The organism is Acetobacter sp. DmW_136 (assembly GCF_008690365.1).
Taxonomy (GTDB): Bacteria; Pseudomonadota; Alphaproteobacteria; order Acetobacterales; family Acetobacteraceae; genus Acetobacter; species Acetobacter oryzifermentans.
This window is the reverse complement of sequence record NZ_VHON01000022.1, coordinates 1-23520: the sequence shown is the minus strand read 5'-3', so window position 1 is coordinate 23520 and position 23520 is coordinate 1. Positions and strand designations below refer to the sequence as shown.

The following is a 23520-nucleotide window of genomic DNA, read 5'->3' as shown; positions in this document are numbered from 1 at the left end:
TATAAAAACGGGAACTTTCTTAAAATATTTTTTCATTACTCATTTTAAATGCAGTCTTTTCTTACTCTTACTTTATCCTTTGTCGCTTTTCTGCGTTTTAGCCCCATAAAATTGTTGGCGGGTGAGCGGGATGCCGCTATAAGCCGCGTCATTCTTTCAAGGCAGGCTGCCTGTCATTGCAAAGGCTGACGACAGACATGATTACCTTACCGCCAGATTATCGCCCCTCTGAAGATGAAGAGTTCATGAATCCCCTTCAGACGGAGTACTTCCGGCAGAAATTGCTTAAATGGCGCGCCGACCTTCTTAAAGAAGCAGGAGATACGCTTGCCAGCCTTTCTGAAGGCGGCATCCATGAAGCTGATATTACTGACCGTGCCAGTGTGGAAACAGACCGTGCGCTGGAACTGCGTACGCGAGACCGTGCCCGCAAGCTGATTGGCAAGATCAACCTTGCTTTGCAGCGAGTTGAAAACGGCACATATGGTTACTGTGAAGAAACGGGTGAGCCCATTGGCCTGAAACGGCTGGAGGCACGCCCCATTGCCACACTTTCCATTGAAGCGCAGGAGCAGCACGAGCGCATGGAAAAAACCCACCGCGACGATTAATTTTTTCGTCTTTTTTACCGTATCTGGTCTTGCGGCGTTCCGCGCGAACAGCTAGAACGCCCGCAGACTAAGCTGCTGTAGCTCAGTGGTAGAGCACTCCCTTGGTAAGGGAGAGGTCGACAGTTCAATCCTGTCCAGCAGCACCAGTCTCTCCCTTATATTTTTGCGTTTCCTGATTTATTTTTCTCGGCCACCCGAACTAGAAAACGCAAATCCCTTGTACCCCTCCCCAATCCGTACTATGCTCACGGAGCTGCGGCGGGTTTATTTGTTGGTGGGCCGTGAGACGCCGCAGCAACACAATCCGGTGCTAGGCGCAAAGGTTAGTAGGCTCCTCAAGTCACAGACTTGGTAAAGGCGCGGCGAACCCCTGAACAGGTGTGGCAGATACACCGACCGGAACCAGTTTCAGGTTCCAGCTATCAAGGATTACTTGACAGTTGGCGGGCGCCAGACCCGAACCGCTCTGGGCGATAGAAGCGCCCCATCGGTCTCTCTGGTAGTCGTCAGGTGCACATGGCGCATAAATCATTGCTGGGATCGCGTAGCCGGGGCGGAAACGCAGCGCCGGGAAAAACTACGGGCTACCTTCGGGGCGCAGGCAATGTAGAGGGGATTGGACGGTGCAGCATAAACTGCATGGCATACCCCGCAGACGGTGGAAGCCCGTCACTTTCTTCCCCAAAAATCAGACCGCACCACCAGCAACCGCCAGCCCACAGCCAGCGCGATAGTGGCGAGGAAAACTCCCCCGCCACCAACAATCATCCCGCATTCAAAATCTGGCATCATGCAGACTGAATAGCCGCGTTATCCGCCTTGCACTTGGCAAAAATGGCCTGAATATCTGCTACAGTTGGGCCAGTCTTGCTCTTGGACTGCTCAATGGCCTCTTTCACCGTCTCGTAAACTTCTGGCCCGTATTTTTCGGCCAGACCAGCTACGGTACCAACTACACCAAGGATGGCGCTGATTTCTGTTGCATTCATGGTTAGTGTTTCCCACCAAGGGCTGCGCAGGCATCCGGCGTGGTGCCGGTTTTCAGGCCTGCCCAGCAGGTTTCGAATGATGCGAAGTCTGCTTGCAATGCGCTTACGCCCGTCTGCGTAATGCTGTTGCCGCTTTCGATAGAGGTTTCCAGAGACTGGATTTCATTAAACACGGTCTGACTGGCTGCCTTGGCAATAGTCTTTTGCGTGTCGGTTAATGCCACACCGGGAACCTTGCCTGCCATCACATCCGGCATAGGGTTGGCCAACACATGATAAGCGCTGTCCACATCATAAACAGCCTGACGTAATTTGCCCTGTGAAGTATCAGCACAGGCAGCCAGAAGAGGCAAAAGCCCCAAAACGAGGAATGCTTTTTTCATTTCGTATCGTCTTTCGGAATGGTCACAACAGAACCCGGCCCAGCCTTGGGCGGTTCAGATTTGGAAGAAACTGCTCCGCGCAAAATAATCGCAGCATTGGCGGCCTGCTTCCAGTTGAGGGCAAGGAAGTTGATGATCCGATAAACCAGCCACAGCTTGCCGGACTGATTGGCCGGAAGTGGGATCTGCGTTGCTGCCGCCCCTGCTGCCGCAAACACAACACAGGCATAAAGCACCCATGTTGCTTCAGGTTGTGGGAGTGCCGCCACCATAGCGGGCAAGGACAGGCCAGCCGTAATGGCCTTGGCTGTTTGCGCGACAACGGCAGAGCGTTTTGGCGCTACGGGAGCAGGTGCATCAGTCATGCGACACCCCTCCCCGCAAGCTGACAGGCAGTGTGTTCACTTCCACAACCTCAATTACGAGGTTTCCGTTTGGGCTGCGGTGGATGCTGCGGCGGAGTTCTGCCAGCACGATATCTGCGGTGCGTTTGGCTATGCGCTCGCATTCCGTTTCGGTGAGAAACACCGTATTTGTCCTTTCTGAGTAATCGCCATGCCAGTTGGCGCATGAGAGGCAGGAGAACCCGCATCATGCATTGATGGCCTGCTGGAATAGAGATGTGTTTGCACTGGCATTGGCCTGCCCCAACGCCGTGTTGTAGTGCTGCTTGTGATAGGCGCTGAGGGCGTCGGCATTGTTTGCGCCAGGTAGCGGCGCTGGAACACGCAGGTATTTCACACGCGCCATCAAAACGGCATACCGCAGGTTCCAGACCATCACGCTCGCATCAGGCAACCCAGAGAGGCCGCACGTTGCGAGGATGTGGTTTGCGGTATCTTGTTGGTAGCGCAGGTAATTTACCCAGCAGTCGTCATGCGTTGCGGGCTCCATTTGCGCGATACCGAGGGCAGGCCCCCTGACTTGCTCCAGCCAAGAAAGGCCGCTCTCAACAAGGCAGGTGCCGGTTAGCAAATTAACTGCCGCCTCACCGCCAAGCCCAGCCCCTGCAAGCGCAGGCCGCACGATGAGGGATTTAAACTGAGACAGGTTTAGTCCGGTCATGTCGCCTCCATTTCACGCGGGGGCAGAATGAACTGCGTTTCCTGCGGCTGCGGTGTGGGCTGGGTAGGAACATCCCACGGTTCGCGCCAGTGCAGCCATTTTACCCAGATCGTGCTGGCTACCTCCTGATCTGAGAGCAATGTGGATCCAACCGCAGCACCAAGTGTGCAGAAAATCCCCACAATAACCGCCAACTTTTTCCAACGCCGCAAACCGTCTTCTGCCAGTCTGTTCCGCTCTTCCTGCGCACCCGTATGGGCCGCCAGTTGGCGGGTAAGATCAGAAAGCTGGATACCAATCCGATCCATTCCGGCATTTGTAGCTTGCTGGCGGGCATTGCCTTCTGCCCGCACAGCCGCAATATCTCGGCTGATGCTATCCAGCTTGCCATCTGTCACGTCCTGCCGCCTTTCTACAGCGGCAAGGCGTTCTTCGTGATCATCCAGACGTGCGTGCACGCCATCAGCAACGCTGGGGGTGCCCGCGCTCTGTTCATCCGTCATTCAATTTTCTCGATTTTTTGCGGTTTTACCCGACAACCAGGCCGTTTTGTTTCAACACACGGCGGATTTTTGTTGCCATGTCCTGCACCTCGGTCTGTGTCATGGCTCGCTGGAAACCTGCCCAAAATGAGAGTTTTGCACCCAGACATGGAGCGTTTCCATTCTGTGCATCGTATGAGCTGCCAACGAGGATATTTGTATCGGCAACGTTATACCCCGTGCCCATAGCGCCCGCAGACAGCGCATTGCCCGGTGCATTTGTCAGATCGTAAAACGTGAGTGTTTTTGTTGAGACTGTTTGTGTCAGCGCCAACAAGATCGGTGTTTCAGAAATCGGGAGTGCCGCAGTAGGGGTGAAAATCTGATGCAGCGTGCTCCAGCCCGAATACGCTCCCTGAGAGTATCCCTCCCAACGAAATGTATTTGCAGATTGTGCATTTGCCTGAACGCCAATCCCCTGCAATGTTGGGCTACCGATAATATTACCGAATGGGATAACACCGCACATACCTGCTGTAACCGGGTTGCCCTGAGCGGTTGGAGACGTTGTGGCGTTAAAAAAATCTGCTGTTACAACAGCAAACGCAGTAAAATCCTGACCACCCGCTAGATTGCTGACAATCTCAGATTTAACGTTATCAATAACAATATTGTTTTGGTTGACAGCAATGCTGCTCTCGCCTGTAACAGTCGGCGCTTTTGCACCAGCCGCCTGATTGGTCAGGCTGCCTGTGATGCTGCCTGCGCCTGAGCGATCGCCAAACACGTACCAGTCTGTGATTGTGCTATCGCCTGCGGGATCAAATCCGACTGAACCGGCAAATGATGCACCTGCAATAGTGAGAGAAAGTCCGGACATTTTATACTCCAAAATTTGGAATTGGATTGCGGATGCACGTGCCGTGCTGCGGGTTTGACGGTACCGTCAGGAGTTTGGGGGCTGACCATTTTCCCGTCAGCACATCGGGCCATGCGCCAACAGCATCACTGTACGAAATGCCCGCGCCCTGAGCGTCGATGTAAATCCTAAACATTGTGTTGCCCGCAGAATCTTCCCCAAGCGGCATCACGCTAGGGCCTTCCACGCCGCTGCCCCATCCAGCCCAATCGCCTGTTGTCAGGACTGTGTATGGGCCTGTGGGCGCAGATGCTGTGGCAATCTGGATCTGGCGGGCGCTTTCATCTTTGAAAAACAGAACCCAACGATCTTTGTAATAGAGAGGGAAACTATCAATGACGTTTGCATAACCAGACAGCGAAATCAGAACCGGTGTTGACCAGTTAAGCAACGTATCATCAGTCGGGTGCATTTCGTAAATCTGACTAGCGGCAGAGCCAATATCGAGATGCACAACAAGGCGCAAAACGCCATCTTCCGGGTTGTGGAACCACTCCGGAGCCCATGTTTGGTGAGACGTAACGCCGCCTACCGTGCAAATCACGTCAGTCACAAATGACCAGTGCCGACCATCCGTGGACGAATAAACGGAAAACCGATCCTGATACCCGTTTCCAAACGATCCAGCGGTGCAGGCCAGCAAAAAACGCCCGTTGTGATACGTGATTGTCGGATCACGCATTGTGTGTGCGCTGTCAAAAATCAACTCAGTCGGAACGTGCTGCCACTCAACGCCATTGTCAGACGTGAGCATAACCAGACCTTCGACACCACCTGATTCAAGGCCCGCTTCGGTCGTTTGGAATGCGCCATAGAGAAAACGGCCAAATACAGGCTGTAACTCGTATTTGCTCTGCAACGCATCAACAACAGCGTTGTATTCGCGCTGGCTCAACGCGCGTTGCCAGATCAGCAACTCGCACAGGTCGCCGGTAAAATAATCTGTTAGAGCGCCAGACGCATTATACGTGGCGCCAATCGTCCCAGATTTTCCGCCGGGGGCCAACACTGTAGCGGTTGGGGATTTTACGCACGGGATGCTGTGTGTTTTACCGGATGCCACGGCTACTGTGTCGTTAGAATACGTTGCACCCAGAACCTGCCAGTGGCCTAACGCGCCAGACACACGCCCTGCAAACTCGGTACCAGATACGCTGGTGCCGACCTGATAGCCCTGCGCACGCGCAAAACCGCCGCCAACGCCCATGGGGATAAACCCACGCAATGCGTAAGCGGGAGTGCCAGCGGTGGCGCTGTCGCACGCAACAATTGCAGGTTGCGCTGAGCCTGCGGTAGTTGTGTTGCGGTAAACTGCGATTACGGTGCCCGGAGTAAACGGCAGGGCGTGAGAGAGCGCCGATGCACCGTCAAAATGGATAGCAGGGAGTTCGCCAATTGCGTTTGCAATTTTAACGGGATTGCCCGCTGCAAATGTCGCACCCCACGGCGATTCCGTTTTGCTGCTCCACGACTGCACATTACCAGACGCAGCGCATGTTAGCCCGCTCGCTGCGTCTAACCACAGATCAGGAGCGGCCTCTACAATAACCGGGTCTGTGTCTGGCAGGCCTATATCGAGATAGGTGCCATCAGAGCCGACCAGACGTAGCGGCGCAGTCTGTTCTTCCGCCACTTGCAGAATAGAGCCGTCCGGAAAACCGAGGTTGATGGCAAGCATATTTCCCGAAAAATCAATCTCAAACGCAACGTTGCCGTTACTATCGCAGATCGAAAACCCTGTGCCGCCCGCAGATAGCCTGTGATCGCCCACCCCCAACGCGTTGAGAGCTACGATTTCTTGTGCTACGGCAGCCCATCCAGCGCGGGCAAAATACACCCATTTGCCGCCGGTAAACCACGCTCCATCACCAACTGACCACGCGGCATTGCCATCTAGGTTTGTGGTCCCGGCGACTGAAACGATATAGAGATCGCCCTCAGTCCCAGCGCCGCTGGCTAACGCGGGGGAGTTTGTCGCAGCATCCCAATAGCCGCGGTATTCAAGGGGCGCAGATCCGGACAGAGCTGCTGTCAGAAGCACCTTGGCCGCGTTAGCATCTGCCGTTACGCCTGCAACCGCAGTTTGAGCGCTGGATGCAGATGTATTCGCGCGATCAGCATCTGCCGCAATATTAATGGCTGCGGCATTAATATTTTCAGCATTTTCCAGAACTTGATTGACAGCATCATCAACAGCTTTTGAGTAGTCTGTAATTGGCTGACCGTTAATTGTCGAAGCCCCAATGTCTAGGCCATCCAAAGAGGCCTTTACAATTAATGCCGCAACCAGTGGCGCCAACTGCCGTAGCGGCACAGGCGTGTATTGATCTGCGTCAGCCATGAGTCCTCACATAAAAAAAGGCCGCAAAAAGCGGCCTTAAAAATAAAAAACAGGGGAATTTAAGAATTTGAATTGTAAGTATCGCCAATATTCAAAATATCATTCTGAATAACAGCCATACCATTCGGGGGCGCCCATGAGGATTTTCCATCCCATAGAACCGCATTGACTACATAGCCGACAGGCTGCGTATTAGTTGCTATCGTGCGGTAAACTACATACCTTTGCATCAGGCATATTCCTCAATAATCACAACGCCCTGAGAGCCAAGCCCTCCGGGGTATCCCGTTGACGTATTGGAACCAGCCCCAGCCCCACCAGCGCCGAACCCTGACGCAGCAGTCCCTGCACCGTTATCGGTTGTGTAGGTTCCAGCCCCAAACCCAGATGGCGTTCCTATCCCCGGATAGCCGGTATTTTTAAGGGCCCATCCGCCCGCGCCACCCTGCCCCTGTTTTTGATAGGCAACTGACAGGATTTTCGTATTATCATGGATATACACCGGGCCACCGCCCGCCTGAACACCGATGCTCAAATCGGAACTTAATGTGGTTACGCCGTAACCACCTTCATTCCCTCCCTGACACTCGACTGCGGCCCCAAACCATGATGAGCCACTAGTCGATTGGATATTGGTATTGGTAGACTCAGCAGATGCACCCACAGTTATAGACTGCGCTGTGCCATCCGATACGTCATACCAGAATTCAATCTCTCCACCAGCTCCGCCTGACCCCCCGGCTGAAACGTGAGAAGTATCACTATTTGCCTGCGCAAATCCTCCAGGGCCACCTGCTCCGCACATCCGAACACGCACCATTCGTGCGCGGTTACTTGGAGTGTATATGCCGCTGCTGGTGAATTTCTGCGTTCCCAGATAACGACCACGCTCTAGCTGTGGAATCGTTGGATAAAATGCAGTTAGAGCCCGTACCGTAGCTACAGCAGCGGTTGTCGCTCCAGTAGGAACCGTTACTGTGTAAAGTGGAACAACTGCGCCACCAGACGGCACCGTGGGTGCTTCAGATGCCAGAACCAATTCCGCCTGCGCCAAACGGGTGACAGGTAAGGGTGTTCCAGCATTCCCCGGCCCAGCCTGTGTTTGGCTTGGATTGTCCGCGTTATAGAATGGCAGCACAGTTTCATCTGCGTCTACCTCAGAACAGACGGCGTAAAGTGTGGCGGTCTGCCCTGCTGTCAGGGCAACAATTCCTCCTGCGCATCCGTAAACTACAAACTGCGCGGATGTATCAGCAGAAATACCACCCCCATTCCCGCCGAAGGCTGTTTCATCAATAGCGCCAGATGATGCCACGACACCAGAGCCTACAGCAATGGTCAGCGCAGAAGCAGATGGCGTAACAGCAAAACCGAAAGCCGCAGAAACTGTAGAAAAATCTCCATAAAGAAGATTTAACGCCTGCCCCAATGCAGTTTTCAGATTGCGTTCACCCCACAACAAATCTGCATCAAGCGGAATCTGCCCTTGATAAACAATCCTGCGCTGCATCAGTTTTCAACCTTCACCCACGCCGTAACACCTTCGGCGCGCACATTATTGATTGCGGCATAAATCGCCGCCACGGACGCTGCATTGCCCTGCTTTGTCGTCACGAAAAACTGGCCTCCATTCAGGCCACCGTAATACAGGCCTGCCACACCATACCCGTAGCCACCGCCGGCGGCTGGCGTTGGTGTTGAACCAAGTCCCTTACAATCACTGGCACTCGTGGGCTCAGCCACGACAGGCGTTTGCCCCGTCAGATCCTGCAATGCCTCCGTAATGGCTGTGCGGGTGTTTTTCTGGGCGACAAGAGCCTCTCGGATGCGCTTTCTATAAGCCGCATCTGCCTCTCCAGAAGCTCTCGGCAACGCATCGCCAAAGAAATCGTAGGCAATTAGATCCAGAAAAGAGCCTGTGGCCGTGGCCAGACGCATCTGAATGTTAACCTGCCCGAACAGGTCATAAACCCACGACAGAATATTCCCGATGCCCTGCAAAACACCATTCAGAACAGGCGCTTTTTCACTCTGGTTTGCTGCTGGAGGATTTGGGAACCAGCCGAATGGAAGGAGTTGCCGAACACGGCGGGCAAAATCATTTTGATCTCCCGTAGCCATCAGCTTCCCGCCTCAACAACCGTCACCGCAACAGAACCTGCCCGGATCACCTGTTTTGTGGCGGCAGATAGGTCTGATTGTGCGCCGTTCAACAGCACATTCGTGATGGAAACAATATCCACCCCGGCATTGTTGTAAGCTACCACAGGAAGACGACTGTATGCGTAACCCGCCCCCACTTTCTGGGCATCAATGTCGGTCGTAATTGCGTTCTGAATATTAGTTTGAACCGTAGCTGTATCTGTTCCCGCAGCCACGGTTACCGTCATACTGACTGTTGCCCGAAGTTCAATGGGCCCGATAACAGCAAACCCGACACCCTCCGCTTTAACAGCATCAATCGCTGTATACACAGATGCCAAAAGATCAGTAGATGGCGCGCCCGTGCCATCGTCTACAACAACCGTAAAGTATCCTGGGCGGAATGTATCATCTGGTGCTGCGCAGTTAATAATCTCATAAGTGAGATTGGTCTGTACACCCGCAATAGCATTTTCAATAGCCGGATTACTGGCTGTAGATTTTGCCGCCAGCCAATCAGGAAAACGAGCCCTTAACTGCGCGTCTGTCTCTCCATCGGAGCCATTCACAAGCGCTACTGCATTCGTCACGGTATCAATACCGGCAATGCTAGTTCCAAGAAGGCAGATGGCGCCTGCGGCAACATTGCCAGTTGAGCCAGAAGCCTGACATTCAACGGGCACAGTAATAGATCCCGTTCCCGCTGGCCGCACATAAGCACCAGTTGCGGCAGACCATGCAGAATTGCTTGTATCTTCCGTCACAGCATAATTTACACCCGCAACAGTACGAACAAGAACCCCAACTGCCACTGATGCAGACTGCTGATCTGGCTGAAATGAAGTCAGCGTCACCTCGCCTGTAGCAGCCGTCCCCGGCATACGGGACATACCGAAATCAGCCACCCAACTGTCTGCATCCGCGCCGCTTGATGTGGCTAACCGCGAGCGGGACAGAATAAGCAATGCGATATATTGCAACCACAGACCCGTGCCCGACACAGATTCCATAATTGCGCGCAGCGGCGTGCCCACAGCCATATCCAGCAACGTGCCGCACGCACCCTGCGCCGCCGCCACTGACTGAGCGACAAGTGCAGCATACGTTCTTAAAGGAAGTGACATGAAGTTTCCGTCAGGTCAGCGTTAGAGCCTGCACGCTGTTTGTTTGCGCGTCTGTGTAAGAAATCAGGCAGGAAAATCCGCCATCGCCATTATCAGTCAGAGTCACAGTCACAGGCTGCGTTTGATCAATTCCCACTTCTAAGGCGCATTGAGAGCGGATGAGTGCATAAAGCTCTTCTTCCGTGATGATCTGGCCGATCTTTTGGGGTAACCCGGCGCCATACTCAGGCTGCCAGATATATCCCATCTGTGGCGTCATAAGTCGCCTAAGCAAGCGTTGCCGCACGCCATCATGGTTGCTGGAAATTACAAGCGCTCCAGAAGCGTCAACTTGTAGATCACCACCCCATTCGTGGGAAAGGCAACTCATCCAATTGGCCCCTCAGTATTCTCGCCTTTATTGCCATTGCTGTGGACGTGCCCGGTCAGGCTGATATTGCCCGCTTTGACATCCTGATCAGTGGTCATATTCCCACCAGATACATCAAAGCCGGAAGCAGACAGCGTGGCTGTAACCCCACCAACTTTCCATTGGTGCCGACCATCCTGAATGGTGGCTGTCGTGACATCCCCCGCTCCAGAATAGAGTGCATCCCGCGTGATGTGCATCCACGGAGCAGCAGATGCCGCCTCTCCTCTTTCACGGCTAGTTTCATCCACAGGTGGCGCGCCACATCCAGCCATCAGGAGATATTCCCCCGGCTGAGCCACCTTTCCTGTCGCTGGCGATACTGGTGGCGACATCACAGTGCAGAATACAGGCGCGGCCACAACAGAATGTTCAGGGTCGCCGCAAACCGGCAGCAAATGCACCTGTGCGCCCACATTCGGCGGGCACGAAATACACAAGTCTCCGACCTGCACAGCGGCAAACGGCAGCCAACCCGTTTCTACGCCCCCTGGCATCACCTTGACCTTTACGTCATATGTAACCGGGTCAACCGCTGAGATCAGACCGTTTTCTTGCTGCCCATAAGTACCCCCAGCAGCAAACGCCATTGGCCTTCTATCAATCATATTCCTGCGTCTCGTCCTGCGTTACATCGCGGTTGCGCAATGTCACATTTTGCCGAAAGCCTGCGCCCTCACCGTACGATGTTGTCACTGCATCCACGGCATGCGTTCCATCCCATGTGGAATTTGTACCAGTCAGAGACATGAACTGCCGAGGCTCTAAGGCGATAATTCCCGGCGCTTCGTAAGAAATCACACGCTCATGCGCGATAATTTCATGGTAAAGCTGCTCAGCGCGGGCCTGCACTTCATCCATACGCAACCCCGGAAACTGGAAACTATGCAGGTTCCCAGATTCCGATGCCTTACGGGCAGATCCTCCATCAGGGCCGAAATACCATTCCACCTTCGTACGCTGCCGACTGTCCCAAGACAAAACATGCACCATCACGCCCTTAGCAATCTGGTAGTCGCGCCTGAGAGTAAGGTTCCCGCATCCGGCCTGAATGGCAGCATTGGAACTTCTATCTACATAAGCCAATTTATGAACAACGGCACCGTCAGACGAAGGCGAAAGCATCGGTCTGCACACAAGCATCGTGCCATCTACATATAGATCAGCCTGTGAACTATTGGCGATATACCGGGCTAGATCAAAAGCACTGCGGAAGCGATTACCACTCACCCCAGAATGACGCTTGTGTTCTGTCTGCCGAAACTGCCCCTGCATACTGCCAAAGATTGACACATCAGCCGTTAGGCCTGCACGAGAAGCCATATCCTTGATAATTTCCGGCCCCGTCATGTTCATCCATGCATCCAGAACGCGCATGTCCAAAAGCCGCGCTAGATAATCCCGACATTCAATATCAAGCGTAGCTATAAGCGGTTCATAAGAAACCGTTGTCACCATTCCCTGAAACACCGTCGCCCATTGCGCGCCACCTAGAGCAGCGTCCTGCATTTGCAGTGTAATATCGATTTCAGGCCCCGGTTTGCCGTTCGCCACACCCGCTTGATCAAACCATCCGGCGACACCGCCCGTTCTGGCTGAAGCCAAAAACTGACGGTCCACAGCAAATGTCAGCGTAAGAGTGTCCGCACGAGAATATCGTGTTCTCATCAGGGAGAACTGTTTTGCCTGTGTTTCCTGTCGGGATTTTCCGTCAATCAGAACCCTACAACGAGGCGCGCGGCACCAATTAGCAGCACTAGAACCAACAACGGTTACCGCCTGTGTAATGTTGCTCATGATGTATAATCAGGAATGCCCGCATTCTGGGTCTGATCAGGTGTAGGCAGCGTGAGCGTTACAGGCATGGTGAAAGGCGAAAGATCAGGATCAATTAGCCCGTTCAATTGCGCAATCCGCCACCATTGCGTGGCATCTCCCAGTTCGCGGCAGGCCACGTGGTATAAAGTGCCATCTGCCGCGCTTACTTTAATAGTATTCGCCATCTACACCGCTGCCGATACAAGTTGCCAGTTTCCGCTACTGTCTCCAGCGGTTAAAGTGTTAGCATAGCCGCGGTTAACCAAAGCTCCACTATCAACAGCAGAACTTTGCAAGCCTGCATTGGCCGTAAGCACTGAAAGACTAGGGCCATTCTGGATAGAAATTCCCGAAATATTCGCCCCAGATTGCGAAATGGTGGTCAAAAAGCTGGCACCAGTAGATTTTAAGCCTGTCACGATTGACGCCACATTATCGGGCGCAGAGGCCAGATTGATACCCGCGCCCGATAGCCCCTGCACCATAGTCAACTGATCACTAACGGATGCCAAAGCACTGCCCGCGCCAACCATATTTGCCAACGGGATTGCCTGACCGATAACAGCCTGCCCTTGCGCAGAAATATTGGAAAGAGTTTGTGCGCCATCACTGATTGCGCTCGTCACATCAGAAAACGCACTAGCCGCGTCATCTCCGATCAGCGATGAAAGTGCAGATGTTGATGTGCTGGTAGATGCAGCAGAAGTAGACTGGCGCTCTAGCTGAATGCGATACGGAATGATCGCGCCCTTAAGCGAATAATCAAAGGCATATTCAGCAATAATAACCGTTTCATTGATGCCTGGGCCCGTAAATGGAACCGGCTGTCCCGCATCACGCATCTGCGCGAGAAGTTGTGCGCGTGCCAGCGCATTCGGGCCCGTGAAGCGCGCATTCCATGAGAACCGCGCCGGGTCGTTGCCTAGTCGGTCAACAATCTTGGTACCGCCGGGCAACCAATGCACTTCAAGCCTTTGTTGACCACCATTGGTCAGAACATCTGGAATTTCCATACCATACAGCGGCACACTACCCAGAGTAACAGGCGCAGTTGTCCCGTAACGCCCTATAGAGCCAATGACGTTTTCAATGCTGAGCAAGCTGACCATAGCGCTAACAAAAAAAGCCGCTCCATATGGGAGCGGCTTGATACAAAACAGACGACGATATACCGATATATGGCATAACCCGCATGCGGGTACAAGCCCTATTGCACAACACCCTGATTTGAAAACACCGGCCACGTCTGCAACGGCTGCGTAGAATTACGCGGCACGAACGCTCTGTGCTTCACATTAATGTCGGGATTTTCCGCCATCTGCTGCAATTCTGGAGCAGATCGCAAATCCAACGGCAAAGATTTAGCCGTGAATACAGAATGCGTAGCAAGGTTTTCAATGCGCCCACACACGCTTGCCGCCATATCAAAACTAAACTGCCCACGTGCGTTCGGGGCGCTCATTACCCGACGCATGCAGTGTGCGTCCGTTTCCCCCCAATCACGCCCGTACGGGGTGCCCGGATGAGAGCAAGCTGAGAGAGACAATAGAGGAGTTATGAGAATTAAGTAGCGCGCAAAAAAAGCTAAACTTGCAAAGTAACATTTCATTAATCAACATTAGCCTTACAAATGCTAAGATGCATTTTTTAATTCTTTAAGAGCTGTAATTCTTAATTTTTGCGCCCATTCAACAGCATCCTCCGCTTCGTCAGCCGTTAGCTGATATTCTAACTTATAATCTGCCAACACCCTTAACGCTTTTAAACTAGTAAAATACCTTTTCGCGTCTTGAATGACTGGATCAAGCCCCTTGTATGACCTCAGCCTGCTTTCGACATCAGAATGTTTGAGGCTATCCCGACCAAACGCTTTTTCCCCTAATTTCTCAATGCATAAATGATAAACGTAATAGTAAGCCATATGCACTATAGAACGCACATCACTCTCTTGAAGATCATCTGAAAATTGCTCTAGTTGCTTGTGAGCACTATTAAAAAAACCTACGCAATCCATGTTTTTCTCAATTACTATATTTTATTAACATATTTAATACCGATTGCCCCCACCAATGCAGGGTCAGTAGCAGCAACCCGAGAAAACAAGTCGTTCTCTAACGCTTCTCTTCTCTCCAAATCACGACGTGTCGCCCGCTCTATAGGAATTTGAAACCAAACTGCTGTATCGCATGGGTCAACGGTTGTGAATGTTTTTAAAGTAGGCCGCTCATGAAAAACATGCTTTATAGCTTCTTCATACACAGAAACAGCCCTATTCATTGATGACTCTTGATGTTTCTGTTGAGTTCTTCGTATTACTCTTTCAACAAGATCTATGAAATCTTCCGTCGAGTCTAAAGAATCTTTTACAATTCTTTTGTACAAGTCCGCCCTAGAAAAAATTATAGATGTTTTTGGCGGCTTATCTCGTTTTATAATATCCAAACACTTATTGACACTTTCCAAACTTTTATTGGCCGATGCTTTTTGCCGCTTAAATTCTAATCGAATATCTGAAACTATAGCCTTGAGTTCTGATAATAAAGGAGAGCCACTAGCATTTGAAAGGGAGCCTGATGCCTCAAGGCGTGTAAGCTTCATTAAAAAATTATACCGGCTAGCCTCAACGTGACCTATCCAGCTTGTAACACGGTTACAGCAATCATCTAAGTCACGCAAAAACTGATTGGAAGCATCCATAGGAGAATTAACATCTCCCGCCGCCCTAGCAACTACTAGAGCGGGGAATGGCAAATGATGATCCAATACAGGTAGCTGCGGAAGATGTAACATTATCTCAATATCGGTTATTTCAATCACAACATTTGTAGGTCTTTTTATAAACAGACAAGCAAGAGGAATCATATACAGCAAAAAACAAATAAATCATTTGTTACTATTTTAATTCATTTATTAATTAAAAAATAATGTTTAAAATCATACAGATACAGCAACACAAACCTTGGTAAATTAATAAAAATATCAAATTATGAATCATCATAATTTCCTAGTCTCATGAATTTTACCTTAAATACCGCCGTAGCCGAGCCTCCCCAGCCCTCCCTTGAGCCATACTGTTCAATTTTTCCGCAAAATTTAATCCTTTGATTTCAAAGAGCGTAAAGAAATCCACAAAAGAGTGAGCCCAATTGCGTTGCGCCGACCTGAATTCATGATTAGATACATGTCAAAGGCAAAGACTTTTTTCGCCTAACAGTTTGCTCGTGAAAGGGAGGCAAGTATGAGCGTTAACTCATTTTCTGTGGCCCGACACATTTGCGAGCGCGGAAACTGGAATGTCACCAATCTCAAGCTCCAAAAAATATTGTACCTCGCGCACATGGCTTTCATGGGCGAACACAACGGGCAACCATTAATTGATGGCAGCTTTGAGGCTTGGGATTATGGCCCCGTTCAACCAAAGGTATATCGTCGGGTTTCGATATTTGGTCGCGACCCGATCCGTGATGTATTCCAGCGCGCCCCAGCCCTTGAGGACGCAACCGTAATTAGATCACTCAATAAATATATTGATGTGCTTATCACCAAAACGCCTGGTGAATTGGTTGCCATCACTCATTGGGAAGATGGCGCTTGGGCTAAAAACTACATCCCCGGACGCCTCGGTATAGACATTCCCAACAAGGATATTCTGGATGAGTACCGGGCCCGCGCCGCGCAGACGACGCAAAACGCAGTCTAAAACCAAACCTCAGCTCAATACTTATCCGAATGTTTTTTCGGTCCCGGCACAAAAAGCCGGGGCCTCAAAAGCATATGACGCGACTGCTGAGCTTGAGGAGAAAATTGAAAAATTAGAAAAAAATAGAAAAACTGAACGGCTTATCTGGATAATTTCTCTCATCTTGGTCGCTGATTTATTTTCATATAAATCTCTAATTAATTCAGCCCCAGTTTTTACGCTTATATTTTTTATAGAAATTGTTTTTCTATGTATTATCGGAAAGCATTTAGAAAACGAATATATGGTTATTCTGTGTGAAAAAATACTTTCATATCTATGTAAAAAATAGGAAAACTCTTCCGAAGAATAACCCTCCCCTCCGCCCAAACCTCGCTATCCTCCCCCCGACATTTAACGAGAGGAGGATTTGTAGAGGATTGAAGGAAGGGGCCCCTCAAGCCAAAGCTTTCTGCCCCACACCAACCCGCTCCTCTTCCTCAAGATCGTGCCAGAGTTGGGCAACAGCCTTACCCACATTCAGAATGTTCCTTTTCCTGCCTTCTCTTGGCACCTGATAGCGCCCGTTTTCATCTGGAAGTGATAATCGCGCCCTTAGAAGATACATTTCAATTTCCGCATCGCTCATTCTCACACCAGCGTTGCCACCCCCGAAAGGGTGGCTGGCCGTTACGGCGCTTACGCTGGTGTTTTCGTAAAAGGATGAAGGAGGCTCACAATTACATGCTTCCATTTCAAAGCCTGCTGCGAGCCACGCCCTCCTTTACGCACCTCATCAAATATCCGCGCATGAGGTTTCCCCTTTTCCGTTGGCTCATAAGCTGCGGATGAACTGCCTCCGGACACTTTCGCCTGATACCCTTGCTCAATAAGCAGCTTGTTCATGGCTTGCCCGCTTAAGCCAATCTCCTTACCGAGTTCTGTCACGGTGTAGTAATTTGCCTCGGTTGGCGTAGGGCGGCTGTCCAAGCCAAGGGCTGGCAGTGGGTTTTCGCCGCACTTATTCAAGCAATACCGGCCTGCATGTGATGCCGCCTGATTATCATCCAATCCAAGTTCCTTGGCGATGCCGTAGCCAGTTTTGAATGTTGCAAGCATCGGCGGCTTGCGAGGGCGTTTGGGTTTTGGGGTGGCGTTGAGATTCCCACTATCCGTAATCTGGATAGTGGTCTTTGTTTCCAGTTCTATCCAGCGGTCAATGATCTTAGCACGCAGCTCAACGCTGTAACCAGATGTGACAACCATCGTATTCCGGTAGTCTAAATGGAATTCCTTATAAGTCTGCCCATTCTGAGGATGGATATAAGGGGTCTCGTTTCCAGAAACGACACCCTTTTTGATTAGGCCGCGAATAGTCTTTAAAACGTTATCATGCGTGCTTCCGGTCAGCTTCGCAATTTCGCGGCTGGACATAGTAAGTGTGGAATTGCTGGCGGTAGTTGTGATAATAGAATTCATATCAGTGTTTTCCTTATTCACTGTTTAGAAGCAGCAGGCGTCTGATTGGCGTTAGGGCCTGCTGCTTTCTTTTGTTCGAGTGCAAACTTGAGCAAATAACGAATGGTAGCGGTTCGGCTCTCCATTCCGTTTGGGACTCCCCATTCATCAATAGCCTCAATCTCCGCTGTGGGGAGAACTGTGACTAGGCGAGTTTTCGGCTCTTTTTGCCTAGCCTCTTTGTAAATATCGAATGCCCTCTCTCGTGAAGGCACATATTTAGACATCTTCGCACTTTCCTTAATGTTCTCGCACATATTGTGCAGTGCTTTTATTCCACGATTCTCATTCTTAGTGCAAGCATAATTTGCAATGATTTTTCAGTGCGTGTAATTTTCAATCAATATTGGAGATTCGGAATGACAACTGAGCGCAAACGTAAACGACCACAGAAGTCGGAAAGCCTAACCATTCGGCTTGACCCTAAAATGCGCTTTGCCTTGGAATTCGTGGCACGCCTGCGAGGGCAGACCATCACAAAAGTTATTGAGCGCGCAGTTTTGGAAGCTGCCGACAGATCCTACATTGAAGATGACAATCACAATATTGAAGCGAACTGGCTCTCTTATTGGGATGTAAATGACGGTATCCGCGCCATAAACCTTGCACTAGACCAGAGAACTCATCCTTCTTTTGAAGAGGAGGAAATGCTTGACTTTGTAAAGACGCATTGGAATTTTTTCGCTGTATCACCTGATTTATCGTGTTTGCGCCGTCAAAATATCGAAGTACTTTGGCCCGCAATGCCTAAGCTCATCGAATTGTGGCGCGAGACGAAAACATCTGACAGATGCGCCGTAAGGCAGGTGATGGAACAGCTACTTGAAGGCGCAGGCCTCCACAAAGACAGTTGGGGCATGCAGCCAACCTCTAAAGAAAAAAGATCTCATCCAGATCTAGACGACGAAATCCCCTTCTAGCCCTGACTCCCCAACCCCACCCCGTACGGCTATCGTGCCCCTAATTTAAGAGAGAGGGATTACGATGGGCAGAAGAAAAAAGCCTTTTTGGGCAAAAGATTACAAGAAAGCCGCATATAACCGGGCATATTATCAAAAACGAAAAATGCAGGAGAAGTTAACCTCCTTCGGGATTATCGCTGTCGTAGGCGTGGCCGCATATGGATGGATGTTTCCCAAGCCCGACGACACCCACAAAAGCCCGGCCATCACTGGAGAGTCGCCCGGAACGCAAGAAGCTGAGACAGCAGCGCTACCAAAGCGCGTTGGTTCGTGCGTTTTCACAAAAATTCAATCAGTTGGCACACGCCTTGAGGCTACCGACGGCCCAATCAAAGGCTCTGGGTCCGCCGTTTCCTTTGTGAACGGTGGATACCAGGTTTCTTATAGTCAGATACCTAATGTCGATGCGTCAGTTGCGGGCGACAAGGTCAAAGTGTGCTTGGTGTCCGTTCCAGAGGACTGCCCCGCTGGAGACGATCGGGGGAAGATTTACAAGGCCACCAACCTGAGAACTAGAAAGTCATGGACTTTGCCCGATTCAGAGCATTCTTGTGGTGGCGCATAGATTTTAACCCTCCCCTCGCTCCTTTATTTATCGTTAAACCCCTTCAAGATTATCCTCGACACGCATTTACATCCCGGTTCCATTCCGGGGTGAGTCCACTTGCTGCCTATCTTTAGGCCCTTTCTCACATCATAACGCTTCCCATCGGCCTTCTCATGCAGGCCGCTCCGCGCCGCGCGTCTTTTGCTCTCCCCGAAAGGAAAGAAGCATGGTGCTCCAGAGTGCATCCATTCCGCCGCATAAATCCCGGTTTCTATTTGCCTCGCCCTGTTAATGAGTGCTGTGACGCGACCGTTTATGTCATGCGCTATTTCTGCCGCTCGGCGGCGCTCAATGCCGATTTCGCGTAACGCCCAGCTAAACCGGCCCAAGTCGCCACCGGAAGAAAATGACTGTTTGGCCTGATCCATAATAAAGCCACGCTCGCTCTCGGGAACCTCTTGGAGTGCGTCAATCTGCTCGCGCACAGCCTCCTCTATGTCTGCCGTAAACCAATCCCGGTTCGCCTTGATGGTTAAAGCTTCCGCATCGGCGCTCAATCCTCGGGAGAGAGGAGGTGTATACACGCGCTCCGGCTTTTCCTCTTTTGCAGGCTTTTTCTTAAACCAACCCCAGATCATTCCACGACTCCCGCTAGGTTAAAGCGAGATTATTGCGCGGACGGCCCCCCTTAAACAGAGATCATGTGTCATTAAAACCCATCACAACTCCTGACTCCCGAATCCCACCACAGCCACTAACATCCCAAAGAAAAAGGGCATCAAATGGCAGTCCAAATGGTCCTCCTAAGTCAAGCAGTATGGTCAGGATGGAATGGCGAGACGGTCACGATCTACCCGTTGACTGGCATCGACGACGCTTACCTCGCCATAAAGTCATTCCCCAACGCCACGGGAGCAGTTGTCGCTCTCGAGAAGGACGAGAGAGGGCGGGTTATCGGGGTCGCATGCGCAGCCATCTACTGCGCGATTGCCCCATATGACGCGGAAGAGTTGGTTGAGTTGGCTATTACGGCGTTCGAGGGAGAACCTCACCTCAGGGCGGCCCTGTCCGGCAAGAGCATCGCCTTCCGTTCGATCCAGTTTCCCGGATTTGATCTTAGCTACCCGTTCAGCGAGGAGGAGTTTGGCGCGCTGTATGGTCAGATCTATGTGACTTATGGGGTTGCGGGGCGCGCCTAAGCAAAGATATAAAAAGGAAATCCACAGAGGCTTTGTTTCCGTCGGTTTTATCCCCATAATTAAGGTAATCCACATTTTAATTATGGTGATTATGTGGTTATCCACAGGGTGAATTCTTTTTTCCTCAGGAAATGCAACTTATCAACAGATACAAAAAGTACCTTTGTTGATAGCTAACAGATGGTTATTCGTTAGTAGAGCAGTGTTTTTAGAAGAGATTAAGCTGATGGCAGACGTGAAAGAGGTGGCAAAATGGTTTCTTGCTGCTGTGGATCGACAGTCAGGCGAAGCCATTACGCACTTAAAACTCCAGAAACTGATCTATTACGCTCAGGCTTGGTATTTGGCCTTAGAAAAACAAGCTCTTTTTCCTGATCATTTGGAGGCTTGGGCACACGGCCCGGTGTGCCGGGCTGTCTACGAGACCTATCGAGACTATGGTTGGGACGCGTTACCTGCGCCTGATGATGGCATTGACCTGCTGCAATGCGAGATTGACCATCTTGAGATGGTTATGGATGCATACGGCGACATGTCAGCTAAAAAACTTGAGCATCTCACGCATCGTGAAGAACCTTGGATGGAAGCAAGGGGTGACTTACCCGCTGAAGCCCGATGCAATAAGAAGATATCCCAAAGCACAATGGCTAGCTTCTATACGCAGGTGTATCAGAGCGCTCAGGCAGATGGCTAAAAATAGGTCTCTAAAAAGCGCCGCCAGAAAACAGGAACAAGACACAAAATCGCTTTCGCCCTCCCCTGGAGAGGTCATTATTACGGAGCACGTCGCAAGCGTTTTTGGTGTCGGCAAAAGACCAGCTAACGCTAACGATAGCGAAAGGCCTTATGTAAGCCTAAAGTATTTTGATGGCAGCTATGAATGCTTTTCTGACTGGTCAAAGTCAGATCTTCTGGCTTTCACAGATTTATTAAGGCGCCTGTCTCAGATGTCATGGGTCCAAATTATGGGAACGGGCGGCAAGAAGGGTGGAAAAACTGGGTTGGGTTGCACTAGGCTTTCTTGCAGCCAATTACCTGCATCGGCCACAAGCGGTTTATCTGAAGATCTCGCTTATATGGAAATGCGAGTAAGTCTTAAAGCCCGCATTCATGGCTTTAGGATGAATGAGGCCTTTTTTCTGCTTTGCTTAGACAAAGACCATAAGATTTGCACATGAAAGCGCTCACGTCGGCACTCTTGGCTGCGTCATTTTTCCTTTCTCCCGCACACGCCGAACAATCAGACCGCGGAACTCTAATCCCCCATGGTCCGGTTTACCCGCATGAGATGGTCAAAAAGAATCTCGAGGCCGTGGTTATGGTCAAAACAGACGTCAATACCGAAGGCCGGACCACGGACTGCCATGTCGTCTCCAGCACGAATACAGACTTCAACGCCAGCGCGCTGGATTACTGCCGCAAAGCGAGATACTCCCCCGCCACCAAAAACGGCGTCCCGGTTGTCGAATACGGCAAGACCCTTACGGTCAGATACAGACTCGATGACTGACCGGGATTTTCTTTATCGTGGCTCAGCGCGCGACAGGGAGAGGCCGGATGCTCAAGTAGCTGCGTAAAGTCCTCTCGTTCGGACTGCTTGCCTTCGCTTTATCAGCGCATGCTGCACACGCCCTTGCCCCCTCAACCTACCAGTCGCCCCCTGTCCGCCAGCAGCCCCAACAACCGGACGAAAGCGCCCTACTGGAACACCAGCACTACCAGAACTCGGACGGCAACAGCGTCCACTCGCCCGCCCACACACGCACCGGGCAAGCGCCATCAGGGGCGACAGCAAAGTGCGGCGATGGCACGTTCAGCTTTAGCCAGAACCATCGGGGCACTTGTTCACGGCATGGAGGTGTGGTGAGTTGGTTGTGAATTGATTACTTTAACTAATATCTGTAAAAATTTTTTACTTTCCCATTAAAGCAAAGAATGAACATGCGTCCCAACCCCTTAGTAGAAGACTTACCCTCTGCACTAAAATTAAAAGAAGATGAGATATTAAATAATGATGAAACGATAGTAATAAGACTCAAGGGAGCTTATAAAGAAGCTCTTATATGCACAAATAAACGCATAATTATTATAAAAACAGGCTTTATGACGGGGCAAACATTTGGGTCGAATATCTTCCAACTGCCTTACAAAAGCATCGCAACTGCTGAAGTAAAATACAAAATGCTCTCTGGATATTTTGAAATATCTGCTGGCGGCATGCAAAATACAGAAAAAAATTTTTGGTCTTCAAGTTCATTAAATTCACCCTCGAAGGCCCCCAACTGCATTTCTCTGGATTCAAAAATCCAAGCAGCAAAGTTTCGTGAAGCCTGCTCGGTTATTATGGATATGGTTCATGGACTTCAAAAATCCCAAACAGATGTATCGACACAGCAAGATGCATCAGAAGATTTAGTATCAAAAATAGAAAGGCTATGGGCTCTTAAGGAGGCAGGAGCCATTTCTGCAGAGGAATTTAATGCCGCTAAAACTAAATTAATCTCCCTTTAATCCTGCAATTAACTTCTATTGTATAGAGGTAACAAACCAAGGCAATCCGTAGTTAAAATACTACGGATTGCAACGCTTAGGTTCCCCAGAAAAATCAGAACAATCCAGATCATCAAACAAATTATCCCACTCCACTTCAAAGGATGGGTTCGGATGATCCGATAAATAATTTTCTACTGTAAAAGGAGAGTGAAATGCTTGTTCTGAATGCGCATGAATGTGCCTCGTATCTCCGACAGAATCATAATAGACTGCTACAGATCCAAAGTGGGAGCCTTTTTTAATGTTCCAATCGTCATAATAACACATACTTTTGCCTTCTGAGCACTTCCCCGGTGCGCCTAAAATTTGCTGAACCTGAGAACGCGTAACACCCTCCAAAGAAGTAATGATTTCTGGAGTCAAATCAACGCATATAAAGCTAGGCCGCGTAGGCCACCCCCCTACCGGAGAGGGGCAGGCTGTTTGTGGCGTTACATCTTGCGCATAAACTACACCTGAAAAAAACAATCCTACACAAACAGCCAAGAGACGCATTTTATTTCTCTAAAAGTGACACCTATGTGCGCCTACCCTTGCCATAAGGTTCTCTCTCTGCCAATCAATGCCCCCACGGCACTCCCGGCACCCGTGGTGTCGAAATTGGATCAGGCATAGCGTTGCTCGCCCGCATTTCGCGGTCATAATCCTTCCTAACCACACTTTGCACATGCCCAGCGATCTGCTTGCCGTCTAGGCTCAGGACTCATTCTTTGAGGTAGAAGATGAAGCTTGCTGCGATGTGGATAGCGGACATGAAAGTGTGTGCGCAGCGGTCATAT

The 23520-nt window shown here is 50.7% G+C and carries 36 protein-coding genes and 1 tRNA gene; 12 read left to right on the top strand and 25 right to left on the bottom strand.

The genetic code is table 11. The features are described from left to right. The first annotated feature begins 197 nt into the window (after positions 1-197). Complete coding sequence (dksA, locus tag FKW31_RS08035; RefSeq protein ID WP_003626519.1) at positions 198-611, top strand: RNA polymerase-binding protein DksA; 414 nt, start codon at positions 198-200, stop codon at positions 609-611. A 71-nt stretch (positions 612-682) separates the two neighbouring features. Then, positions 683-757, top strand: a tRNA-Thr gene (locus FKW31_RS08030). Between the two features lie 523 nt (positions 758-1280). Here FKW31_RS08030 and FKW31_RS16550 read toward each other — a convergent pair. The 20 genes from FKW31_RS16550 to FKW31_RS07940 form a co-directional block, all read right to left on the bottom strand. After that, on the bottom strand, positions 1281-1403 hold the full coding sequence (locus FKW31_RS16550) for a hypothetical protein (RefSeq protein ID WP_255448229.1): 123 nt from the start codon (positions 1401-1403) through the stop codon (positions 1281-1283). Beyond that, positions 1400-1600, bottom strand: coding sequence for a hypothetical protein (locus tag FKW31_RS08025; RefSeq protein ID WP_150178250.1), 201 nt, complete (start codon positions 1598-1600; stop codon positions 1400-1402). Before FKW31_RS08025 ends, FKW31_RS16550 begins: the two co-directional genes overlap by 4 nt. 2 nt (positions 1601-1602) lie before the next feature. Beyond that, a complete protein-coding gene (locus FKW31_RS08020; protein ID WP_150178249.1) occupies positions 1603-1983 on the bottom strand; it encodes a hypothetical protein in 381 nt (126 codons plus the stop codon). After that, on the bottom strand, positions 1980-2348 hold the full coding sequence (locus FKW31_RS08015) for a hypothetical protein (protein WP_150178248.1): 369 nt from the start codon (positions 2346-2348) through the stop codon (positions 1980-1982). The genes FKW31_RS08020 and FKW31_RS08015 overlap by 4 nt, the downstream gene beginning before the upstream one ends. Further along, positions 2341-2511 carry a hypothetical protein gene (locus tag FKW31_RS16030; protein ID WP_166443394.1) on the bottom strand — a complete coding sequence of 57 codons (171 nt, stop codon included), beginning with the start codon at positions 2509-2511 and terminating at the stop codon, positions 2341-2343. The genes FKW31_RS08015 and FKW31_RS16030 overlap by 8 nt, the downstream gene beginning before the upstream one ends. Positions 2512-2574: 63 nt before the next feature. Further along, positions 2575-3048: a hypothetical protein gene (locus FKW31_RS08010; RefSeq protein WP_150178247.1), complete on the bottom strand. Its 474-nt coding sequence runs from the start codon at positions 3046-3048 to the stop codon at positions 2575-2577. Then, complete coding sequence (locus FKW31_RS08005) at positions 3045-3551, bottom strand: hypothetical protein (protein ID WP_063353486.1); 507 nt, start codon at positions 3549-3551, stop codon at positions 3045-3047. The genes FKW31_RS08010 and FKW31_RS08005 overlap by 4 nt, the downstream gene beginning before the upstream one ends. Before the next feature lie 25 nt (positions 3552-3576). Beyond that, positions 3577-4410 (bottom strand): hypothetical protein, encoded by an 834-nt coding sequence (locus FKW31_RS08000; RefSeq protein ID WP_150178246.1) that lies wholly within the window; start codon positions 4408-4410, stop codon positions 3577-3579. Position 4411: 1 nt separating this feature from the next. Next, the gene (locus FKW31_RS07995; protein WP_150178245.1) at positions 4412-6790 is read right to left on the bottom strand and encodes a hypothetical protein; all 2379 of its coding nucleotides are present in this window, start codon (positions 6788-6790) and stop codon (positions 4412-4414) included. A 229-nt stretch (positions 6791-7019) separates the two neighbouring features. Next, positions 7020-8300 (bottom strand): hypothetical protein, encoded by a 1281-nt coding sequence (locus tag FKW31_RS07990; RefSeq protein WP_150178244.1) that lies wholly within the window; start codon positions 8298-8300, stop codon positions 7020-7022. Continuing rightward, entirely contained in the window at positions 8300-8911 is a 612-nt protein-coding gene (locus FKW31_RS07985) for a hypothetical protein (protein WP_150178243.1), read from the bottom strand. Before FKW31_RS07985 ends, FKW31_RS07990 begins: the two co-directional genes overlap by 1 nt. Further along, entirely contained in the window at positions 8911-10056 is a 1146-nt protein-coding gene (locus tag FKW31_RS07980; RefSeq protein ID WP_150178242.1) for a baseplate J/gp47 family protein, read from the bottom strand. The genes FKW31_RS07985 and FKW31_RS07980 overlap by 1 nt, the downstream gene beginning before the upstream one ends. A 10-nt stretch (positions 10057-10066) precedes the next feature. Next, on the bottom strand, positions 10067-10426 hold the full coding sequence (locus FKW31_RS07975; RefSeq protein WP_089178539.1) for a hypothetical protein: 360 nt from the start codon (positions 10424-10426) through the stop codon (positions 10067-10069). Further along, positions 10423-11073: a phage baseplate assembly protein V gene (locus FKW31_RS07970; protein WP_150178241.1), complete on the bottom strand. Its 651-nt coding sequence runs from the start codon at positions 11071-11073 to the stop codon at positions 10423-10425. Before FKW31_RS07970 ends, FKW31_RS07975 begins: the two co-directional genes overlap by 4 nt. Next, positions 11066-12262 carry a hypothetical protein gene (locus FKW31_RS07965; RefSeq protein ID WP_150178240.1) on the bottom strand — a complete coding sequence of 399 codons (1197 nt, stop codon included), beginning with the start codon at positions 12260-12262 and terminating at the stop codon, positions 11066-11068. The genes FKW31_RS07970 and FKW31_RS07965 overlap by 8 nt, the downstream gene beginning before the upstream one ends. Next, positions 12259-12468: a hypothetical protein gene (locus FKW31_RS07960; RefSeq protein WP_089178536.1), complete on the bottom strand. Its 210-nt coding sequence runs from the start codon at positions 12466-12468 to the stop codon at positions 12259-12261. Before FKW31_RS07960 ends, FKW31_RS07965 begins: the two co-directional genes overlap by 4 nt. After that, positions 12469-13392 carry a hypothetical protein gene (locus FKW31_RS07955; RefSeq protein ID WP_150178239.1) on the bottom strand — a complete coding sequence of 308 codons (924 nt, stop codon included), beginning with the start codon at positions 13390-13392 and terminating at the stop codon, positions 12469-12471. A gap of 98 nt (positions 13393-13490) precedes the next feature. Next, on the bottom strand, positions 13491-13745 hold the full coding sequence (locus FKW31_RS07950; protein ID WP_238332776.1) for a hypothetical protein: 255 nt from the start codon (positions 13743-13745) through the stop codon (positions 13491-13493). Positions 13746-13916: 171 nt separating this feature from the next. After that, positions 13917-14297: a HEPN domain-containing protein gene (locus FKW31_RS07945; RefSeq protein ID WP_150178237.1), complete on the bottom strand. Its 381-nt coding sequence runs from the start codon at positions 14295-14297 to the stop codon at positions 13917-13919. 14 nt (positions 14298-14311) lie between these two features. After that, on the bottom strand, positions 14312-15100 hold the full coding sequence (locus FKW31_RS07940; RefSeq protein ID WP_150178236.1) for a hypothetical protein: 789 nt from the start codon (positions 15098-15100) through the stop codon (positions 14312-14314). 421 nt (positions 15101-15521) lie between these two features. Here FKW31_RS07940 and FKW31_RS07935 point away from each other — a divergent pair, with 421 nt between their 5' ends. Further along, positions 15522-15983 (top strand): Panacea domain-containing protein, encoded by a 462-nt coding sequence (locus tag FKW31_RS07935; RefSeq protein WP_150178235.1) that lies wholly within the window; start codon positions 15522-15524, stop codon positions 15981-15983. Then, positions 15937-16314, top strand: a complete 378-nt coding sequence (locus tag FKW31_RS07930; RefSeq protein ID WP_150178234.1) for a hypothetical protein — start codon at positions 15937-15939, stop codon at positions 16312-16314. Before FKW31_RS07935 ends, FKW31_RS07930 begins: the two co-directional genes overlap by 47 nt. A 105-nt stretch (positions 16315-16419) precedes the next feature. Here FKW31_RS07930 and FKW31_RS07925 read toward each other — a convergent pair whose 3' ends face one another. The 3 genes from FKW31_RS07925 to FKW31_RS07915 are packed head-to-tail and all read right to left on the bottom strand — an operon-like array spanning position 16420 to position 17707. After that, positions 16420-16611: a hypothetical protein gene (locus FKW31_RS07925; RefSeq protein ID WP_150178233.1), complete on the bottom strand. Its 192-nt coding sequence runs from the start codon at positions 16609-16611 to the stop codon at positions 16420-16422. A 50-nt stretch (positions 16612-16661) separates the two neighbouring features. Continuing rightward, complete coding sequence (locus tag FKW31_RS07920) at positions 16662-17441, bottom strand: Rha family transcriptional regulator (protein WP_202878723.1); 780 nt, start codon at positions 17439-17441, stop codon at positions 16662-16664. Positions 17442-17458: 17 nt separating this feature from the next. Further along, positions 17459-17707, bottom strand: coding sequence for a hypothetical protein (locus tag FKW31_RS07915; RefSeq protein WP_150178232.1), 249 nt, complete (start codon positions 17705-17707; stop codon positions 17459-17461). A gap of 132 nt (positions 17708-17839) precedes the next feature. Here FKW31_RS07915 and FKW31_RS07910 point away from each other — a divergent pair, with 132 nt between their 5' ends. Then, positions 17840-18400, top strand: coding sequence for a hypothetical protein (locus FKW31_RS07910; protein ID WP_150178231.1), 561 nt, complete (start codon positions 17840-17842; stop codon positions 18398-18400). 64 nt (positions 18401-18464) lie between these two features. Then, positions 18465-19007, top strand: a complete 543-nt coding sequence (locus tag FKW31_RS07905) for a hypothetical protein (RefSeq protein ID WP_202878722.1) — start codon at positions 18465-18467, stop codon at positions 19005-19007. A gap of 23 nt (positions 19008-19030) precedes the next feature. Here FKW31_RS07905 and FKW31_RS07900 read toward each other — a convergent pair whose 3' ends face one another. After that, positions 19031-19627, bottom strand: a complete 597-nt coding sequence (locus FKW31_RS07900) for a hypothetical protein (protein ID WP_077929669.1) — start codon at positions 19625-19627, stop codon at positions 19031-19033. Between the two features lie 144 nt (positions 19628-19771). Here FKW31_RS07900 and FKW31_RS07895 point away from each other — a divergent pair, with 144 nt between their 5' ends. The 6 genes from FKW31_RS07895 (at position 19772) to FKW31_RS07870 (ending at position 22699) form a co-directional block, all read left to right on the top strand. Then, on the top strand, positions 19772-20188 hold the full coding sequence (locus tag FKW31_RS07895) for a hypothetical protein (RefSeq protein WP_150178230.1): 417 nt from the start codon (positions 19772-19774) through the stop codon (positions 20186-20188). A 226-nt stretch (positions 20189-20414) separates the two neighbouring features. Further along, positions 20415-20882, top strand: a complete 468-nt coding sequence (locus FKW31_RS07890) for a Panacea domain-containing protein (protein ID WP_086897007.1) — start codon at positions 20415-20417, stop codon at positions 20880-20882. Beyond that, positions 20875-21366, top strand: coding sequence for a hypothetical protein (locus tag FKW31_RS07885; protein ID WP_150178229.1), 492 nt, complete (start codon positions 20875-20877; stop codon positions 21364-21366). Before FKW31_RS07890 ends, FKW31_RS07885 begins: the two co-directional genes overlap by 8 nt. Then, positions 21363-21698 carry an energy transducer TonB gene (locus FKW31_RS07880; RefSeq protein WP_150178228.1) on the top strand — a complete coding sequence of 112 codons (336 nt, stop codon included), beginning with the start codon at positions 21363-21365 and terminating at the stop codon, positions 21696-21698. Before FKW31_RS07885 ends, FKW31_RS07880 begins: the two co-directional genes overlap by 4 nt. A gap of 59 nt (positions 21699-21757) precedes the next feature. Next, the gene (locus FKW31_RS16675) at positions 21758-22066 is read left to right on the top strand and encodes a DUF3761 domain-containing protein (RefSeq protein ID WP_150178258.1); all 309 of its coding nucleotides are present in this window, start codon (positions 21758-21760) and stop codon (positions 22064-22066) included. A 63-nt stretch (positions 22067-22129) separates the two neighbouring features. After that, positions 22130-22699, top strand: a complete 570-nt coding sequence (locus FKW31_RS07870; RefSeq protein WP_166443393.1) for a PH domain-containing protein — start codon at positions 22130-22132, stop codon at positions 22697-22699. A 60-nt stretch (positions 22700-22759) separates the two neighbouring features. Here the strand turns inward: FKW31_RS07870 and FKW31_RS07865 are convergent, their stop codons facing one another. Then, positions 22760-23236, bottom strand: coding sequence for a hypothetical protein (locus tag FKW31_RS07865; RefSeq protein WP_150178226.1), 477 nt, complete (start codon positions 23234-23236; stop codon positions 22760-22762). Positions 23237-23520: the final 284 nt, after the last annotated feature.

Bases quoted from the DNA above. Each gene is read 5' to 3' on its own strand.
- FKW31_RS07925 (WP_150178233.1), bottom strand. From the start codon at position 16,611: ATGAGCGATGCGGAAATTGAAATGTATCTTCTAAGGGCGCGATTATCA.
- FKW31_RS07945 (WP_150178237.1), bottom strand. From the start codon at position 14,297: ATGGATTGCGTAGGTTTTTTTAATAGTGCTCACAAGCAACTAGAGCAA.
- FKW31_RS08025 (WP_150178250.1), bottom strand. From the start codon at position 1,600: ATGAATGCAACAGAAATCAGCGCCATCCTTGGTGTAGTTGGTACCGTA.
- FKW31_RS07910 (WP_150178231.1), top strand. From the start codon at position 17,840: ATGACAACTGAGCGCAAACGTAAACGACCACAGAAGTCGGAAAGCCTA.
- FKW31_RS07920 (WP_202878723.1), bottom strand. From the start codon at position 17,441: ATGAATTCTATTATCACAACTACCGCCAGCAATTCCACACTTACTATG.
- FKW31_RS07870 (WP_166443393.1), top strand. From the start codon at position 22,130: ATGCGTCCCAACCCCTTAGTAGAAGACTTACCCTCTGCACTAAAATTA.
- FKW31_RS07915 (WP_150178232.1), bottom strand. From the start codon at position 17,707: ATGTCTAAATATGTGCCTTCACGAGAGAGGGCATTCGATATTTACAAA.
- FKW31_RS07965 (WP_150178240.1), bottom strand. From the start codon at position 12,262: ATGAGCAACATTACACAGGCGGTAACCGTTGTTGGTTCTAGTGCTGCT.
- FKW31_RS08005 (WP_063353486.1), bottom strand. From the start codon at position 3,551: ATGACGGATGAACAGAGCGCGGGCACCCCCAGCGTTGCTGATGGCGTG.
- FKW31_RS07900 (WP_077929669.1), bottom strand. From the start codon at position 19,627: ATGATCTGGGGTTGGTTTAAGAAAAAGCCTGCAAAAGAGGAAAAGCCG.
- FKW31_RS08010 (WP_150178247.1), bottom strand. From the start codon at position 3,048: ATGACCGGACTAAACCTGTCTCAGTTTAAATCCCTCATCGTGCGGCCT.
- FKW31_RS08000 (WP_150178246.1), bottom strand. From the start codon at position 4,410: ATGTCCGGACTTTCTCTCACTATTGCAGGTGCATCATTTGCCGGTTCA.
- FKW31_RS07970 (WP_150178241.1), bottom strand. From the start codon at position 11,073: ATGATTGATAGAAGGCCAATGGCGTTTGCTGCTGGGGGTACTTATGGG.
- FKW31_RS07865 (WP_150178226.1), bottom strand. From the start codon at position 23,236: ATGCGTCTCTTGGCTGTTTGTGTAGGATTGTTTTTTTCAGGTGTAGTT.
- FKW31_RS07905 (WP_202878722.1), top strand. From the start codon at position 18,465: ATGGGCAGAAGAAAAAAGCCTTTTTGGGCAAAAGATTACAAGAAAGCC.
- FKW31_RS07985 (WP_150178243.1), bottom strand. From the start codon at position 8,911: ATGGCTACGGGAGATCAAAATGATTTTGCCCGCCGTGTTCGGCAACTC.
- dksA (WP_003626519.1), top strand. From the start codon at position 198: ATGATTACCTTACCGCCAGATTATCGCCCCTCTGAAGATGAAGAGTTC.
- FKW31_RS07990 (WP_150178244.1), bottom strand. From the start codon at position 8,300: ATGCAGCGCAGGATTGTTTATCAAGGGCAGATTCCGCTTGATGCAGAT.
- FKW31_RS07955 (WP_150178239.1), bottom strand. From the start codon at position 13,392: ATGGTCAGCTTGCTCAGCATTGAAAACGTCATTGGCTCTATAGGGCGT.
- FKW31_RS07930 (WP_150178234.1), top strand. From the start codon at position 15,937: ATGAGTACCGGGCCCGCGCCGCGCAGACGACGCAAAACGCAGTCTAAA.
- FKW31_RS08015 (WP_150178248.1), bottom strand. From the start codon at position 2,348: ATGACTGATGCACCTGCTCCCGTAGCGCCAAAACGCTCTGCCGTTGTC.
- FKW31_RS07885 (WP_150178229.1), top strand. From the start codon at position 20,875: ATGGCTAAAAATAGGTCTCTAAAAAGCGCCGCCAGAAAACAGGAACAA.
- FKW31_RS07890 (WP_086897007.1), top strand. From the start codon at position 20,415: ATGGCAGACGTGAAAGAGGTGGCAAAATGGTTTCTTGCTGCTGTGGAT.
- FKW31_RS07975 (WP_089178539.1), bottom strand. From the start codon at position 10,426: ATGAGTTGCCTTTCCCACGAATGGGGTGGTGATCTACAAGTTGACGCT.
- FKW31_RS07935 (WP_150178235.1), top strand. From the start codon at position 15,522: ATGAGCGTTAACTCATTTTCTGTGGCCCGACACATTTGCGAGCGCGGA.
- FKW31_RS07950 (WP_238332776.1), bottom strand. From the start codon at position 13,745: ATGAGCGCCCCGAACGCACGTGGGCAGTTTAGTTTTGATATGGCGGCA.
- FKW31_RS16550 (WP_255448229.1), bottom strand. From the start codon at position 1,403: ATGATGCCAGATTTTGAATGCGGGATGATTGTTGGTGGCGGGGGAGTT.
- FKW31_RS07960 (WP_089178536.1), bottom strand. From the start codon at position 12,468: ATGGCGAATACTATTAAAGTAAGCGCGGCAGATGGCACTTTATACCAC.
- FKW31_RS08020 (WP_150178249.1), bottom strand. From the start codon at position 1,983: ATGAAAAAAGCATTCCTCGTTTTGGGGCTTTTGCCTCTTCTGGCTGCC.
- FKW31_RS07880 (WP_150178228.1), top strand. From the start codon at position 21,363: ATGAAAGCGCTCACGTCGGCACTCTTGGCTGCGTCATTTTTCCTTTCT.
- FKW31_RS07995 (WP_150178245.1), bottom strand. From the start codon at position 6,790: ATGGCTGACGCAGATCAATACACGCCTGTGCCGCTACGGCAGTTGGCG.
- FKW31_RS07895 (WP_150178230.1), top strand. From the start codon at position 19,772: ATGGCAGTCCAAATGGTCCTCCTAAGTCAAGCAGTATGGTCAGGATGG.
- FKW31_RS07980 (WP_150178242.1), bottom strand. From the start codon at position 10,056: ATGTCACTTCCTTTAAGAACGTATGCTGCACTTGTCGCTCAGTCAGTG.